Source organism: Mucilaginibacter sp. RCC_168 (assembly GCF_041355315.1).
In the GTDB taxonomy this organism is placed as follows: domain Bacteria; phylum Bacteroidota; class Bacteroidia; order Sphingobacteriales; family Sphingobacteriaceae; genus Mucilaginibacter.
Window position 1 is genome coordinate 191,902 of sequence record NZ_JBFUPN010000004.1, and the last position, 15,848, is coordinate 207,749.

The following is a 15,848-nucleotide window of genomic DNA, read 5'->3' on the forward strand; positions in this document are numbered from 1 at the left end:
TAAATAGTTATCAGCGCCTCCATATCATGTTAACTCGCCAGATCGTGCCGTAAAAAAGCTTCCCAGGTTATCCGCCCGTAACTATTGGTTGGCCAGATATTATTTTCAGACCGATACCGGTCGTATTCTTCGCTCTGAAGCGGTCGTACTTTTAGTTCGTCTGTACGGCTAAGTACATGGAGATATGTTTTTACCATTTCCTCAAATTTAAGCAGTTCAGGCCCCCCTACTCCACGAACCAATCCTACAGGTTCTCTTTGCGCTAAATCAACCAGCAATGTTGCGGCTTCTTTTACTTCTATAGATTGAAAATGCATACCATCGGGAATAGCCAGGGTGCCATTTTTTTTATCCAATGATTTTAAAATAGAGAGTACATAATTATGAAACTGAGTAGTGCGTAAAACAGAAAATGGTATGCCGCTGGCGGCAATCATTTGTTCAACTCTTATTTTAGTTTGATAATAAGCATAATTACTTTTATCGACATTAATAATGGAGATATAAATAAAATGCAGGGTTCTATCCCGGTCTATTGCGTCCAACAAGTTTTGTGTGCCTTTGATATCCACACTTTGAGTGTCTTTAGGGTTACTTGCGCAGTGGATAATAATATCAGCATCCCTTGTGGCTTCTTCCAAACCTCTGTTCGAAGCCAGGTCACCTTTTACCAACTGCACACCGGCGGGGACAATAGCATTTTTTTTTGAGCTTAATACAGTAACTCCATAATTAATGGATAGTAACTGATCTACAACTTCTTTTCCCAGCAAGCCGGTACCTCCCGTTACTAATACGTTCTTCATCTGTTAAGCTTTTCTGATAAATAATTGATAAGGTATAGGTTCGATAAATTATTTTAGTTTTTGTTGGATTGCTCCAAAACAGGACGAGGATCAAATATCACTCTAAAAGAGCTTATTTTACCGCCTTTAACCTGGTACCACCCACAACTGAATATCGTAACACGCCCCATATCAATATCATAAAACAAGCATACATCATCTCCATCAGCAATGGTCTTTTTCAGATCATATTTAAACTTCATTTTCTCCATATCGTTCATATACGCCTCGGCCCCTTCACGCGAACCCAGTACGCCTTTAAAGGTCATATCTGTTGCTAAATATTTGCGGGCAGTGGCAAAATCCTCTTTATTCATTGCATCTATAAAAGCCAGTACCACTTCTTTAGCATTCCTGGTTAATTCTACTGTATCTTTTTCCATATTATTATTCAGACAAATCATTATTATATAACAATAAATAAAACACCTTAATGTTTCATAAAAAACAAAAAGGGTATGTTAATGCCTAAACATTAACATACCCAATATTAACTTGTTATGAAGAAGTTATGTTTGTTAAGGATGTTTACCCTGTCTGTAAACAGTATCACACCGCTGCCAGTGATCTTTACCTCCCAAATGCTCAAATCTGTTTATCATAAACAACAGATTAGTTGCAATAAAGAGTACAATAACCAAAATAGCAGACACCTTTGTAATGATGATTAAAGCAGCTTTTTTGAAAACTCGCCAAAAACATAACCGATAATAAATATCATACAGGTAATAAACAATATCCGTATGATGATAGATGATAGCCATTGATCAGCACAGGTATTAAGGTCAGCATGCGGCGCACTACGATAACAACCCAATAAGCGATAGAAAAGCGATAATACCATATAATAAACGAGGGGCTGATGTTGGCTTTTTCATACATGGATAGCTTGGTATGATGTAAAGCTATCAGCATAAAAATTTACATAAACACAGAATAGACCAAACAGGAAACTATGTAGACAAACAAATAAAGAACATAGATGATGCTATTTCTTGGGGATAACGGCGGTAGCCTCTATCTCGATCAAAATATCATCCCTGAATAGTTTACTAACCTGCACCAAGGTACTGGCAGGCGGATGAGTGGTATTCACAAATTTATCCCTGATACCACGTAGCACCTGTACCTGCGAAACATCGATCATATAATAATTAAGCTTCACAACATCACTCATAGATCCTCCCGCAGCCTCAACTATATTTTTGATATTGGTAAATACCTGCTGAATTTGAGCCGTGATATCATCCTTACCTATAAGTTGGCCACTTTTATCTAAAGCCACCTGCCCGGAAAGAATGAGCATAGTACTTTTTCCCAGATCAACGGTAACCGCTTGCGAATATCCTTTAGGTGTACTTACCGATAAGGGGTTTATAAATGTGATATCATTTGTTTGGGCGAAACCTACTGATGAGATGAATAGCAGGAATAAATAAAGATGTTTTTTCATAGTGTAAGTATTTGACAATCATTTGCCTATTGTGGTAATTGAGCTTAGCAAAATTGGTTGACATCCTTCTATTCAGGATGCCAACCGGTAATTATTCTTTTAGACTTATTTATCCAGTCCACCACGGCGGGTCGCCTTAACCTGGACAGGCCATTTAATGCCTTCTGTTTTTGTATTGGTTGTTTTAGCCGGGTCTTCGCTGGCCATGTAGGCCATAACGGCGGCCAGTATGGCATTATTCTTCAAATCGTCAAAAACTACTTTGTCATAGGTATCGCGGTTGGTATGCCAGGTATAAGAGCCGTACGACCAATTCAGTGAACTTAACGAAAAGCCAGGCGCCCCAACAGCTACAAATGAAGCAAAATCAGATCCACCGCCTCCGGGCTGACCGGGGAAGTTTGTTTTGATGCGGTTTTTAATAGTATCGGGCACGGCTGCTAACCAACGAGTTAAATAATCCTTAGCCTCCACAAAACCTTGTCCGGATAGGTTTACAACCCTGCCGGTACCATTGTCCTGGTTAAACAAGGCTTGCAGATTCTGTACAATTTCAGGATGATCCTCTACAAAAGCGCGCGAGCCATTCAGGCCTTCTTCTTCACTGCCCCAGTGACCAACCAATATGGTACGTTTTGGGTGAGGGTAATATTTTTTCAGTAAACGCATGGCTTCCATCATTGTTAACGTTCCGGTACCATTATCTGTAGCACCGGTACCGCCATCCCAGGAATCAAAGTGGGCGGATAGCATCACATATTCATTTGGTTTTTCGCTGCCTTTTATTTCGGCAATAGTATTAAATGTAGGCACCACACCCAGCTCCTTCGATTCAGTATGCATGCTGATTACCGGCTTACCGCCAGATTCACTCAATCTGTACAACATCCCATAATCTTCCAGCGCGATATCAACCGTAGGGATTATTTTGGTATAAGCGCCAAAGATCTTATCAACCCCAAAACCAGCCGACCAGTTGTTGGTCAATATGCCAGCAGCACCCGCTTTTTCAAGCGCCACTGGAAGCGTGCGGCTAGTATATCCGGTTTTGCTGATGCGTTTGCGCCAGGCATCGGTTGCGGCTGTACGCTCGGCTTTCATCTTTTCAAATGACTCTTTGAGGGCAAATTCCTGCCAATTATAATCAGGCCGGCCGGTTGGCTGGCACATAGATATCATTACAAATTTACCTTTTACTTTAGGCAGCCATTGCTGAAAAGCTACAGAATCGGCCAGATCGGGCAGGATGATCACCTCGGCACTTACCGTCTTTTTACCCATACCCGGACTCCATGCCAATTGCGTACCCTCCAATGATTTTACCCGTGGCGATACCATATCAATGTGTGATATACCCCGCTCCCACCCGCGCCATTCGCCCCATTTTTCGTTATGGGCATCTATATTCCAGCTTTTATACTTGGCAACCGCCCAGTCATTGGCCTGTTTCATTTGGGGTGTGCCAACCAAACGTGGGCCAATGCCATCAAAAAGCTCATGAGCCAGTTTTTCAAGTTGCGAATTATTGGTTTCTTCCTGCATAATGCCGTCAATGACCGCTTTGCTGGATTGTGCCTGGCTCATACCGCAGCAAAGCAAAGCGCTTACCATAAGCGGAACGGCTTTACGCCAACAATTAGTAAGTAGATTAAGATCAGTTGTTTTCATGAACCTAATTTATAAAAATTTGAACAGCCCTTTATAATTTTGTTCTTAATGGGAAGTTTCAAAAAAAATTTCGCAACCCATCGCTTGTACTTGTATAGTAACTCACCTATCGTTGCTTCGCTCTACCATCCTCTCTTCCGCAAGCGATAAAGTGGGTCGAGAAAGCTTTTTACCCTCTTTGCGGCGTCGCAGAGAGGGTCGCCCAGCGAAGCGCAGGCGGGGTAAGTCGGTCGCCGACATACCGACTTTGGGAAAAATATTTTGGCATTTTCTTTACTTAATTAGTAAGTTTTTTTGACTATAAATTAACTTTGGGGCAAACAATTTGTAGCTTATCATACTTTTTAGTCCGGATAACCTATATTTGTTAATTCCAAACATCAAAATTTACCATGAAATTATTTGTCGGCGGCTTTCCTCTTGATATAGCAGAGATTGAATTAGTTAAAATATTCAATTCCTATGGCACGGTTAATACCATCAAGATAGTGCGGGATAAAAAAACCCGTAAATGCAAAGGATACGCCTTCCTGGAAATGACCGACCAAGCCGGGGCCGACCGCGCCATTGAAGGACTTGATGGTACCCCAATGGGCGACCGCGTACTCAGTGTAAAACAAGCTGCTGATAAACCTGCCGCCAAACCTCCAATGCCGCAGCGTAGTTTTCGCCCGCAACAAAGTAATTACATTAAAACAGACCGAAGCGCTGCTGGAGACACTACAATAAAAAAACGCCCAAGGATATAGCTTAATTGCACAGTAAAACAGATGTCATGCTACCCCGTCGAAGCATGGTGGTCAGGCCTCTGCGCGCGCCCTTCGACAAGCTCAGGATGACAGGCTCCCCCGCTTTATTTTTTTGCAGTACCAAAGCGGTCCAATACTTTGTTAATGGTAACACTGTCGCGCAATACGCTTAGCCTCATCCGGGTCATGGCATAGTCTGATATTTGCCAGCCGAGGGGCAACACAGGCCAGATCCGGGTATTCGGCACCCTTTCGGCAGTTGGGCGGAACAGGTAAAATCCATAATGCTTTATTCTCGAAATGGAGTAATTCCAATCTTCTGATTTTTTCATGTACCCCACGCGGCTATTCAATATTCCTACGGGTGGCGCCAATGGTTCAAATAAATTACCGGGTTTACCCGCATCTTCCGTCTGCTTAACCGAGTTGGGCAACGACAGGAATTGCGGCTGGATATGGCTAAATATAGCATCCTCTTTGATCAGCTTGGCCCGCACCCGTTCAAACACCGTAAGTACGCCCAACGAGGTTTCAGCGCCCGAATTATCCCAGGTACCCCCGTCCGTAAAATGATGTTTTCCATTAAGTTTAGCTGTAGGACTTACATATGGGAACCGGGCACTCAAAAAAGTAGCTGTACTCAGGCGCAGATCGCCGGGATCTTCAATTTCCTGCTCTAAAAATATGGTTGAAGGAAAATCAAGGCTATCCAGTAATACCGGGGCTGATATACCTTTTTTACCGCTATCTACATCAAAGGTATTGGCAAAAAGTAAGGGTATTTCATAATGTCCGTCTTTCCACATCCTTCCCATAGTAACTTTCATATTGAGGTGATGTGCGTGGGTATGCCTTTCCCAATCTTCCTCCATCAATCGTGCCCTATCGGCCCATGGAGCAATCCCTAATGACGAGGCCAGCATATCCCTGCCTAATAAAGCCACAATGTTTGAGGTAAGATAATCATTACGATAGATGGCCAGTGAGTTAGCCGGGTAAAACACGGTATCGCCTGCCATATTTTGTTGATGCTGATACCGGGCATTGCAGAGCAGCGATAGCCCAATAGTACCTCCTGATGCTCCGGAATAGGAAAAAACATAATGCTGAAAGTCATGGGTGTTTGGCCCTTCACCATAACGTTCTTTTACCAGGCTATCCAGCGTTCCCATCACCATGGTTGTCCAAACCGTTGCCCTTAGTCCTCCGCCATAAGCGTTTACAAAAAACACCGGGTAAGGCGTGCCTGGACTCCGGGCAACAAAGGCTTTAATTTCCTGTTTACGGCTTTTGAGCCAGTTTTCGGTATAGTGGTCTAAAGAGTCCAGCGATTTATGATAGTTGTCTTGTTTCTGGATATAGGCCTCATGATAAGCTGTTATTGTACTTATGGACCGATACAGCGTAAACACCAGCAAAAAGGTGATCAAACTAAAACCTGTTTTTTTACCGGCGAATAATAAAAACGAAAAGAACAACAGATAGCCCGCGGCCGCGCATAATACAATAGGCATCGTATAGTAGCGGTTGCCGCTGGTCAGTTCATTTAAAAATGGCGGAAAGTTGCATAGAATAAAAAACAGCATAGCTACCATTCCACAAAAGGTTATCCAGGGTGCCACGTGCCATTTGCGTATGCCAGGGATACCTGTACGCAAAGCCGCAGTGATCACAAACATGGCCGATAAAAAGAACAGGTCGAGCGATAAATAGGCCAAAAAATGTGGTTCGCGGTTACGCTTTCCATAAATACTACCCCAGATGATCATAGGCAATATTAAAGCTGCCATGCTTAGCCAAAAACGCCATACAACTACTTTACCATCCGATTTAAATAGCTTATCTATCCATTTATAGCGCAAAATGATCTTATAAAAAATAATGGAAGCCAGCAATAGTATCAGCGGGGGCACATCTTTCAGCATATAATCAATCTGGTAGGCATTCATGGTTTGCAGGATGCCTGTGGCCGGTATCAGGAAAGCGGCAGTCCCGAATAGCCTGGCCGTATCTACCTTGAGCGATGGTCTCGAACCAGCGGGCAAACGACTGGTGTCAAAATCAATCGGGCCTATAAAAAAGCACTTATAACTTATTCTGAGGGAATTATCAATAGCCTTGGGCAAATGCCAGCACATGAGCGCCAGCAAAGTTATGGCCACCAGGAAGTAAAAACTGGCCCAGCGGGAGGTATTGATAGAGAGCAGCATATCCTGGATCTGCGCGCTGATAAAAAGTCCCAGGAAAAAAATCAACAGCGTGATCAATACAATACGAAAACGCCAGGAATAGGTTAGCAGGCGCCCTATCCAGGCCGTTGTATAGTCGAGCCAAAACCGGGGTTTACCCAATTTAAAACCCTCATACAGCAGTTTTCCAAATACAAACGCCAGCAGCAGGTATTTGATACAAGCCGGCAGGCCGATAAGCCAGGCATCGGGCAAAGGCAGTTTCAGTTTAAAATGCTGCAGAGCCCGGTTGGTCATAATATTCTCAAACACATCCAGCAGTGCCGCAAAGAGCACTAATGCGCTTAATATGGCAACTGAGCGTTGCGATATCACCCGGCGGCGGCGATTGGCCTTCTGGCTTCCTATCCGGAAGATGAGAATGAGCAGGATACCTACATAAATCCCGATGAAAGTATAGTCGGCATTGTTCCGGAAAACCGCGGTTTCGATACCGGTGACGGTTTCTGGATAAGTGGTTTCGCGGGTATAGATCTGGTTTTTCTTAAATCCGGCCTGCCATTCTTTTAAGATGGAATCCCTGCGGGCATTGCTGGCATTGATCTCCCAATTGATGATGCCCGAAGGGGTATACTTGGTTACAATAAGGTAATTATCCTTCAGCGTCATACTGCCGATAACCAATAAGGCCATCAGCAATAATGAAAAAACAGACGAAAAATGACGGTTGACCCAATTCTGTAAACGCCGGAACATATAAATGTGAATAATTTAAAGTTACAGAAAAAAGAATGATCACGGAGTTACTTGGGTGTATTTTAAATTGTCGCAAGGTTTCGACTCACCCCGACATCGCTGCGCTCGTCACCCCTCTCTCCGCTTCGCGCATAGAGGGGCTTTTATTTTATTTTTTGTCCTGAGGCACGAGGATCTACTCTACAATTGAAAAGTTCAACAATAGATGCTTCACTACGTTCAGCATGACAAATCTATTTTCTTACCCTCTTTCCAGCGAAGCTGAAGAGAGGGTCGGCGAGCGTAGCGTTGCCGGGGTGAGTCTTAGCCCGCAAGCCTTAAACCTTAGCATACAACTCCTCTATTTTTTCAAGTGGAACGCCTTTGGTTTCAAACACATAACGGCTCACAAACAGGATCATACTGATATTGATGATACCATAAACTCCAAACGTATACACCGGCCCCAGTTGCGCAAGCATTACCGGGAACGTCAGTGAAACGATAGAATTGGCCACCCAATTGCCAAACACCGCTATAGATGTGGCCGTGCCGCGAACCCTGTTAGGGAATATCTCGGCCACGTAAACCCACAATACCACGCCCCATGTACAGGCAAAACCGCCTATGTAAACAAATATAGTGACCAGCACAAAGTAGTTTTGCAGCAGGTTAAAGTGAAACAGGGCTGCCAGCACAAACATGCAAAGCCCCATGATCACCGAACCGATGAGCAGCAGCTTTTTACGGCCCAACCTATCGATCAGCGGGAAAGCCAGGACGGTGAATATGAGGTTAACCACCCCGGTGAGCATGGTTTGAAACAAAACGCTGCCGCCCACATGCACTTTCTCAAATATCAACGGGGCGTAGTAAAACACAATATTGATACCTGTAAGCTGGGCTATGGAGGCAAATACCAGGCCCATGATCACTACTTTCCGGTAACGCGGCGTAAACACTTCGCTCAAAGCCGGGCTCTCCTCCGACGCGATATCCTTTGTAACGAGGTCAACCTGTTCTATGCTTTCTGTTTTTGAATAGATATGATCAAATACCCTTTGGGCATCTTTGATCTTGTTTTTAGCAATGAGCCAACGCGGACTTTCGGGTACGAGCAGCAACAGGATGAAGAAAATTACTGAAGGCACAACCGCCGCGGCCAGCATATAACGCCAGATATTACCATCGTTTAAAAACGCAAAAGGCGCTTTGGCTATAATATAATTAGATATGAACGATAGCAAAATACCGGTTACAATAGCCAGCTGCTGCAGCATCCCCAGCCTGCCCCGAAATTTTGGCGGCGCTACTTCTGATATATAAATAGGTGCCAGGGTTGATGCCATGCCTATAGCAACTCCGCCTATAAAGCGATATACCACCAACTGAACATAGCTGCCCGCGACACCACTTCCCAAAGCCGCTATAATATACAATATCGAAGTCACGATCATGAGGTTTTTACGCCCGAACTTATCGGCCAGCCCACCGGCAAACAGGGCTCCGGGGATACAGCCTATCGAGGCAGCCGCTACTACCAGACCTATTTCGGCATCATTCAAATGAAAAACGGGTTTCAGGTATTGTAAGGAGCCCGCAATTACGGCGGTATCGAAGCCAAATAATAGTCCGCCTAAGGCAGCCACAATGGAAATTAAAATGGTATAACTTTTCATAAAGCAGATCGGTTAACGGTAAAGCCCCAAGACGGGGTAATTGGTTTATAAACTCGATTTAGCAGTGCAAAATTCGCCGCTTTACAAATATATAATTCCCCTGCATATATAAGCCGTTCATTTTTTGACATCTGCTTTTTGTCAGCAAATTGTTATTTAACCCGATGAAGTGCATTAAAATATACCGATTGGTATATATTTGCTTCATGAATGAGATCTGGTCATATTCTCCATCTATTTGTATAATCCAAACATAAAAAAATTTACCATAAAATATACCGATTGGTATAATATATTATGAACCCCATCAAACGACAAATCCTCCTGATCACGGTAATAGCCGCCGCTATTATGGAACTGATTGATACCTCCATTGTAAATGTAGCCCTCAATTATATGAGCGGCAACCTGGGCGCCACCCTCGAAGATATTTCCTGGGTGATCACCTCCTATGCCATTGCCAATGTGATCATCATCCCTATGACCAGCTTTTTGGTAAACAATCTGGGGCGCAGGAATTATTATATCGGCTCTATCATCCTGTTTACCTTTTGCTCTTTTATGTGCGGTAACGCTACCAATATATGGGAGCTGGTGAGCTTCCGGTTTTTGCAGGGTTTGGGTGGCGGTGCCTTGCTTTCCGTTTCGGCAACCGTGGTTTATGAGCTTTTTCCGAAGGAGAAACAAGCTACTGCGAGCGCCTTGTTTGGTATTGGTGTATTCATCGGGCCAACTATAGGCCCCACACTGGGTGGTTATATCACTGAGAACTTCTCCTGGCCCTGGATCTTTTATATCAACATTCCTATTGGTGTGGCAGCTGCCATTTCCTGCTATTTCCTGCTGCACGAACCCGCCATCAGGCAAAAGATCAAACACGTAGACTGGGCGGGCATTATCCTGCTCATCATCGGCATAGGCTCCTTACAAGTAGTACTGGAACGCGGACAAACGGACGATTGGTTTGCGGCCGGCTATATTGTTTTTTTAACCGTGGTGGCTACCCTTGCCCTTACTGCTTTTATCATCTGGGAGCTGTATACCGAAAATCCCGTGGTGAACCTGCGCATCCTTCGGTTCAGATCGTTAAGCATAGCGGCTGTGCTTACTTTTATCACCGGCATGGGTATGTATACCTCCATTTATCTTACCCCCGTGGTAGCGCAGCGTCTGCTTAATTTTACCCCTACCCAATCCGGGCTCTTACTTTTGCCCGGCTCTATTGTAGCGGTATTGGCTTTGGTGATCACCGGTAAGCTGTTGCAAAAGGGCGTTCCAGCGGCGCTGATCGTATTTTTGGGCTTTTTGTGCTTTATCTATTTCAACTGGTCGATGTCAAGGATCAACCTGGAATCGCCGGCTATTGATCTTACTTTGAACCTCATTTTCAGGGCGATAGGCATGGCTTTGTTAACCGTGCCTTTGGGTACGCTGGCTGTATCATCCCTGGAGCTTAAGGATATGCCCCAGGGAACGGCCCTCAACAATATGATGCGGCAACTGGGCGGCTCGTTCGGGATCTCGATCATTAATACCTATGTGGCCCGGCGCATTGCCTCGCACCGGATGGATCTTATTACCCATATTACACCTGATAATCCTGCCTTTATTAACCGGATAAATGGCTATGCCACAGCCTTTATGCAAAAAGGATTCGGTTTATTGGATGCCAAGCAGAAAGCCATGTTGCTGGTAGAAAAAGTGGTAGTGCAGCAATCATCTTTTTCCAGCTACCTCGATAGCTTTTTCCTCATCGGATCCTTTTTCGCGATCGTGCTACCGCTGTTGCTTTTTGTGGCTAAACGCGATAAGAAGAAACCGCTGGTTATTCCGTCCTCAGATCATTAACATTTGGGGCCGAAAACTTTTTAAACCATAGATTTTAACACTTTTCTCCTCAAAAACAAGATGAAAACGGGTGAAAATCTATTGGAAAAACCTCATTTTAACACTTTTTAACAAATTTTAACGCGGTTTTAAGCGGTTTTAAAAACTTTAAAAAGTATTAATTTAGTAACTGTCAAATAACTACATACCAAACGGCCATTTTTTGACCTTGTTTGGGCTTTAACAAAACAGCCCGGTTATCCTTTTTATGGGATAACCGGGCTGGTGATTGTATAAAGATACGAAAAATAGTCAGGATTCGGAAGTCTTTAGTTTTAAGTGGCTGCTTCTTATACAGTCTTAAGACTACCGGCATAGTAGTCTTAAGTCGGAGACATTCGGACAGCGCGAACTAATCATCTACGCGCGTCATTGCGAGGTACGAAGCAATCCCTATGCTGTACAGAGCAAACAAGCATTGTCGATCTGCCTATGTAAAGATTGCTTCGTTCCTCGCAATGACGTGTTTTTTTTCTTTTACTTTACCTTCGCTACCACAAGGGTTTTATTTCATCAGCCTATACAGGTGTACCTTTAAGATATTATTGTATTTTAGTAATTCATCTAAACTGGCATGCATCATCTCGTTATTCAATATACCTGCTTGCTGGCCATCATTATAGCCATAGTGATGCTGGCCCAGAAAATCAAGATTGCTTATCCCATATTACTGGTGATAGCCGGATTGGGCCTGGGTTTTGTACCGGGTTTAAGGGGCATTGAGATAGAGCCCGATATGATATTTGTGATCTTTTTGCCGCCGCTGTTATACGAGGCGGCATGGACAACTTCCTGGAAAGATTTCTGGAAATGGCGGCGGGTGATCAGCAGTTTCGCGTTCGTTATCGTTATTCTGACCGCAGGTGTGGTGGCTTTGGTATCCAGTAATGTTATTCCGGGTTTTACACTGGCCGCGGGCTTTTTGCTGGGCGGCATTATATCACCGCCCGACGCGGTATCGGCCACTGCAATCCTCAAAAATGTAAAAGTACCCAAAAGACTGACCACTATACTGGAAGGCGAAAGCTTGCTGAACGATGCGGCCAGTTTGGTGATTTTCAGGTTTGCCGCCGCCGCCATAGTTACGGGCTCCTTTGCCTTTGGCCAGGCTGCCCTGAGTTTTGTGCTGGTGATTGTAATGGGCATATTCATAGGCCTGGCCGTGGCCATAGTATTCTACGTCATTCACCGCTGGCTGCCAACTACTACCAATATTGATATCATCCTTACGTTTATTACACCCTATGCTATGTATATGGCGGCAGAGGCCTTTAATTTTTCGGGTGTACTGGCGGTGGTAAGCGGGGGATTGTTCCTTTCTATCAGGCGCGATAGCTTTTTAACCTACAGCAGCCGGCTGCAGGGTATTAATGTTTGGGAAGCCGTGGCTTTTGTGCTGAACGGTTTTGTATTTATACTCATCGGGCTGGAATTTCCGGTGGTGATCAAAGACCTTGGACCAAATGGTTTAGGGCCTGCCATCCGTTACAGCGCCATTATTTCGGGGGTTTTGATCGTTACCCGTTTGGCCAGCACCTTTGGGGCAGGAGTGTTTACGGTATTCATCAGCCGGTATATTACCACTGCCGATAACCGCCCCGGCTGGAGGGGCCCTTTGTTATTGGGCTGGGCGGGTATGCGCGGTGTGGTATCACTGGCGGCGGCGCTCAGTATTCCAGTAACACTTCAATCAGGAGCACCTTTCCCTAACCGGAGCCTTATTTTGTTCATTACCTTTTCGGTTATCCTGGTTACACTGATATTACAGGGGCTTACCCTACCCCTGCTCATCAAATGGGTTAATATGCCCGACCCGGATTATACTGTTTCTTTCGAACAGCAAAGGCAGCTGGTACGGAAAAAACTTTCGATGGTTACATTGGACCTGCTCCAAAATAAATACCCCAAACACCTGAAAGAAAATGATATGGTAAAGGCCATCAAGATAAAAATTGATGCCGATATGGAACTGCTGGCCGATTGGGACAAAGCCGATGGCAAAGGACGTGCGGAGGAGTTTTACCGCGATTATATTATGATACTGGAAGATATGATGCAGGAGCAACGTAATCTGCTGAAAACACTGAATAAGAAAGAAAACATCAACGACGATATCATCAAGCAGCAACTCGCCCTGCTCGACCTGGAACAGGAGAAGCTGCGTCAGCATTTTTCTTTCGAGGAGGAGTAGATACCGGCATCCGCATGTCGTGTAAGAACGCCGGTGAAGACTCACCTCGACATTGCTGCGCTCACCGACCCTCTCTTCGCCTTCGGCGCAAAGAGGGTGGAACGCCCTTTCTCTGCACGCGTCATTGCTGTAAGGTACGAAGACAACAGACCAGCGGGAGCTCATTAATACCAATAAGAACAAACACAACATTAATAATCTCTATACTTTACAGAGCAGTTTTGCCTGGCGCATACCCGCTCTTGGCCGCGGGAGGGCCAGATACTTTTGTCGCCACAAAAGCATCCAAAAAGGCTTTCAGCATAAATGCTTCTTTGCCGCACAAGGCCTTTGCCCTGCAAAGCCGACAGAGCCACGGGCTGCAATTATTTTGCTCCACGTTGTTCGCACAGTCCCTCGCTTCTGCAAAAACTTGCTATGCCCCATGCAACCGCACAAGCCACCATTGTTCTGACTGCTTTCGTCCGAAGCTTATCTGCTGACGGGAAAAAGAATTATGGTTATCGCTTAAACAAGAAAGGCAGCCGGTTACCCGGCTGCCTTTCTTGTTTTTTTAAAGATCCCCTCTTGAGAGTAATAGCCCATCAAATGACAGGAGAGGTAGCCCGCTACGGGGCACACCAAATTTTTACAATTATTTTCTACAAATATGTAGTCCCTACGGGACATAGAGCAACAATTTAAGCTGCAAATGTGGCTGTATTTTATGTCCCGTAGGGACTACATATTTGTAGAAATAGAACCAAAAGGTTTTTTGCCCCATTAGGGGCTACACCTCTTGAATTAGTATAGATGCCGTCTTTTCATGGGCTATTCCCCTCAAGAGGGACGCGTGAGCTTGAGCGGTGACGGGGTGTATTTATGTAAGCATAATAACACACCCCTGCCCCCTCTCCAGAGGGGATTCACACACAACCCCTCCTTTTTATTTATTACCAACCAGCGTTTTGTTTGATAACGCCGTTGCTACGGTCAATTTCTTTTTGAGGCACAGCCCAAACACCGTTTACAGCCGGGTTAAAGTTACGTGCAGGCCATATTACAGAACCTGTATAACCATGTAAAGGCTTGGCATAGGTTGCGGCGGCATCGCCCCAGCGTACCAGGTCGCGGTGACGATCGGACCATTCGCCGGCCAGTTCACAACGGCGCTGGTTTTTCAGATCGGCCATGGTAGCGCCCTGAATAGCTTTCAAGCCGGCACGCTGACGGATCATGTTGATCTCCGCATCAGCATTTTTTCCCTGCATCAGTTCGGCCTCCGCCTTGATCAGGATAACCTCGGCATAACGCATCAATGGTACATTCAGGTTGGTTGTAGGGTGATCGCCATTAGGACTGATAGAAGCCCCTACCGGACTCGCATATGAGAATGGCTCCATGTATTTATTGAACTGGTAACCCGAAAGACTGTTTACCGAAGAATAAGTTCTTGAGGTGCCGAAAAACTGAAACACATCGCCCGGTTTCAGGATGGTAGCTTCACGGCGTTTGTCGCCGGCTTCAAAGGCATCATACAGTTCTTTGGTTGGCTGATAGTAGCCCCAGCCGTTATAAAATCCCCAGCCTTTGTTCTCCAGCATTACGCCCGGCAGGATACTGCCCCAGCCACTTGCACCTTTCGCTGTGCTCACTGCCGACCAGATATATTCTGAGCTGAAGTTATTGGCCGCTTTAAAAACGTCGGCAAAGTTTGGCAACAAAGCACGTTTGCCCTGATTAATCACCGAGTCGGCATATTTTTGAGCATTGGCATAATCCTTTTTAAACAGGTACATTTTTGAAAGATAAGCCCAGGCGGCCACCTTGTGTGGCCTGCCCTGATCGGCTGGGCCCAGCTGATCAAAATATGGCAGCAGATTGGCGGCTTTTTTCAGCTCACCTTCAATGTAGGTGTAGTTTTCGCCAACATTTGCCGCCCTTGGTGTAGGGTTGGGGTCGTTGTTGTTGGCACGGGTAATGATGGGTAACCCGGCGCGATCGTCGCCATAGTTATAAGCCATTTGAAAATACATCAAACCGCTTAAAAAATAGGCTTCGCCCAGGTAGCGGTTTTTCAGAGCCCCATCCATGCTGATAGCAGGCACTTTGTTGATCACGTCGTTAGCACGCCTGATCACGGAGTAACGCATATTCCATTGATCAACCGTGTACCCCCCTGAGTAATAAGTAGGACTGAAATTTTTGATAGCATCGGCATTGGTATTGATACGGCCGGTCACCATATCGTCGCTGGCGTTAATGAACCACATATAACCACGACCGTAAAACTCTTCGCCGTCAAAGGGCTCGTACATGGCGTTTACCCCCAATAAGGCATCATCGCCGGTTTGCCAGAAATTAATTTCAGACACCGCGCCTTGTGGCTTGATATCCAGATTTTTGGAGCAGGCACCCAAAAGCATGCTTGCCGATATTGCTAATATAATATTGCTGATCTTTTTCATGATTG

Annotated in this window: 11 protein-coding genes; 3 read left to right on the plus strand and 8 right to left on the minus strand. The window is 45.1% G+C overall.

What is annotated here, in order from left to right; all coding sequences use genetic code 11:
* Positions 1–29: 29 nt before the first annotated feature.
* From AB6735_RS04970 to AB6735_RS04990, 5 genes are all read right to left on the minus strand, one after another.
* The gene (locus AB6735_RS04970; RefSeq protein WP_370994742.1) at positions 30–806 is read right to left on the minus strand and encodes an SDR family oxidoreductase; all 777 of its coding nucleotides are present in this window, start codon (positions 804–806) and stop codon (positions 30–32) included.
* A 53-nt stretch (positions 807–859) separates the two neighbouring features.
* The gene (locus AB6735_RS04975; protein WP_370994743.1) at positions 860–1,228 is read right to left on the minus strand and encodes a nuclear transport factor 2 family protein; all 369 of its coding nucleotides are present in this window, start codon (positions 1,226–1,228) and stop codon (positions 860–862) included.
* 334 nt (positions 1,229–1,562) lie between these two features.
* Positions 1,563–1,760: a hypothetical protein gene (locus tag AB6735_RS04980; RefSeq protein WP_370994744.1), complete on the minus strand. Its 198-nt coding sequence runs from the start codon at positions 1,758–1,760 to the stop codon at positions 1,563–1,565.
* A 73-nt stretch (positions 1,761–1,833) separates the two neighbouring features.
* The gene (locus AB6735_RS04985; protein ID WP_370994745.1) at positions 1,834–2,298 is read right to left on the minus strand and encodes a RidA family protein; all 465 of its coding nucleotides are present in this window, start codon (positions 2,296–2,298) and stop codon (positions 1,834–1,836) included.
* 105 nt (positions 2,299–2,403) lie between these two features.
* On the minus strand, positions 2,404–3,966 hold the full coding sequence (locus tag AB6735_RS04990) for a M20/M25/M40 family metallo-hydrolase (protein WP_370994746.1): 1,563 nt from the start codon (positions 3,964–3,966) through the stop codon (positions 2,404–2,406).
* A 392-nt stretch (positions 3,967–4,358) separates the two neighbouring features.
* Between AB6735_RS04990 and AB6735_RS04995 the strand changes: the two genes are divergently transcribed.
* Positions 4,359–4,715: an RNA recognition motif domain-containing protein gene (locus AB6735_RS04995; protein ID WP_370994747.1), complete on the plus strand. Its 357-nt coding sequence runs from the start codon at positions 4,359–4,361 to the stop codon at positions 4,713–4,715.
* Positions 4,716–4,819: 104 nt separating this feature from the next.
* Here the strand turns inward: AB6735_RS04995 and AB6735_RS05000 are convergent, their stop codons facing one another.
* Both AB6735_RS05000 and AB6735_RS05005 read right to left on the minus strand, forming a co-directional pair.
* Entirely contained in the window at positions 4,820–7,660 is a 2,841-nt protein-coding gene (locus AB6735_RS05000; RefSeq protein ID WP_370994748.1) for a hypothetical protein, read from the minus strand.
* A 317-nt stretch (positions 7,661–7,977) separates the two neighbouring features.
* Positions 7,978–9,318 (minus strand): sugar porter family MFS transporter, encoded by a 1,341-nt coding sequence (locus tag AB6735_RS05005; protein ID WP_370994750.1) that lies wholly within the window; start codon positions 9,316–9,318, stop codon positions 7,978–7,980.
* A 297-nt stretch (positions 9,319–9,615) separates the two neighbouring features.
* Here AB6735_RS05005 and AB6735_RS05010 point away from each other — a divergent pair, with 297 nt between their 5' ends.
* Both AB6735_RS05010 and AB6735_RS05015 read left to right on the plus strand, forming a co-directional pair.
* The gene (locus AB6735_RS05010) at positions 9,616–11,166 is read left to right on the plus strand and encodes a DHA2 family efflux MFS transporter permease subunit (protein WP_370994751.1); all 1,551 of its coding nucleotides are present in this window, start codon (positions 9,616–9,618) and stop codon (positions 11,164–11,166) included.
* A gap of 613 nt (positions 11,167–11,779) precedes the next feature.
* Entirely contained in the window at positions 11,780–13,396 is a 1,617-nt protein-coding gene (locus tag AB6735_RS05015) for a Na+/H+ antiporter (RefSeq protein ID WP_370994752.1), read from the plus strand.
* 932 nt (positions 13,397–14,328) lie between these two features.
* Here the strand turns inward: AB6735_RS05015 and AB6735_RS05020 are convergent.
* A complete protein-coding gene (locus AB6735_RS05020; RefSeq protein WP_370994753.1) occupies positions 14,329–15,843 on the minus strand; it encodes a RagB/SusD family nutrient uptake outer membrane protein in 1,515 nt (504 codons plus the stop codon).
* Between the last annotated feature and the right edge of the window lie 5 nt (positions 15,844–15,848).

Bases quoted from the DNA above. Each gene is read 5' to 3' on its own strand.
- AB6735_RS05015 (WP_370994752.1), top strand. From the start codon at position 11,780: ATGCATCATCTCGTTATTCAATATACCTGCTTGCTGGCCATCATTATA.
- AB6735_RS05020 (WP_370994753.1), bottom strand. From the start codon at position 15,843: ATGAAAAAGATCAGCAATATTATATTAGCAATATCGGCAAGCATGCTT.
- AB6735_RS04990 (WP_370994746.1), bottom strand. From the start codon at position 3,966: ATGAAAACAACTGATCTTAATCTACTTACTAATTGTTGGCGTAAAGCC.
- AB6735_RS04975 (WP_370994743.1), bottom strand. From the start codon at position 1,228: ATGGAAAAAGATACAGTAGAATTAACCAGGAATGCTAAAGAAGTGGTA.
- AB6735_RS05010 (WP_370994751.1), top strand. From the start codon at position 9,616: ATGAACCCCATCAAACGACAAATCCTCCTGATCACGGTAATAGCCGCC.
- AB6735_RS05005 (WP_370994750.1), bottom strand. From the start codon at position 9,318: ATGAAAAGTTATACCATTTTAATTTCCATTGTGGCTGCCTTAGGCGGA.
- AB6735_RS04985 (WP_370994745.1), bottom strand. From the start codon at position 2,298: ATGAAAAAACATCTTTATTTATTCCTGCTATTCATCTCATCAGTAGGT.
- AB6735_RS05000 (WP_370994748.1), bottom strand. From the start codon at position 7,660: ATGTTCCGGCGTTTACAGAATTGGGTCAACCGTCATTTTTCGTCTGTT.
- AB6735_RS04970 (WP_370994742.1), bottom strand. From the start codon at position 806: ATGAAGAACGTATTAGTAACGGGAGGTACCGGCTTGCTGGGAAAAGAA.
- AB6735_RS04980 (WP_370994744.1), bottom strand. From the start codon at position 1,760: ATGCTGATAGCTTTACATCATACCAAGCTATCCATGTATGAAAAAGCC.
- AB6735_RS04995 (WP_370994747.1), top strand. From the start codon at position 4,359: ATGAAATTATTTGTCGGCGGCTTTCCTCTTGATATAGCAGAGATTGAA.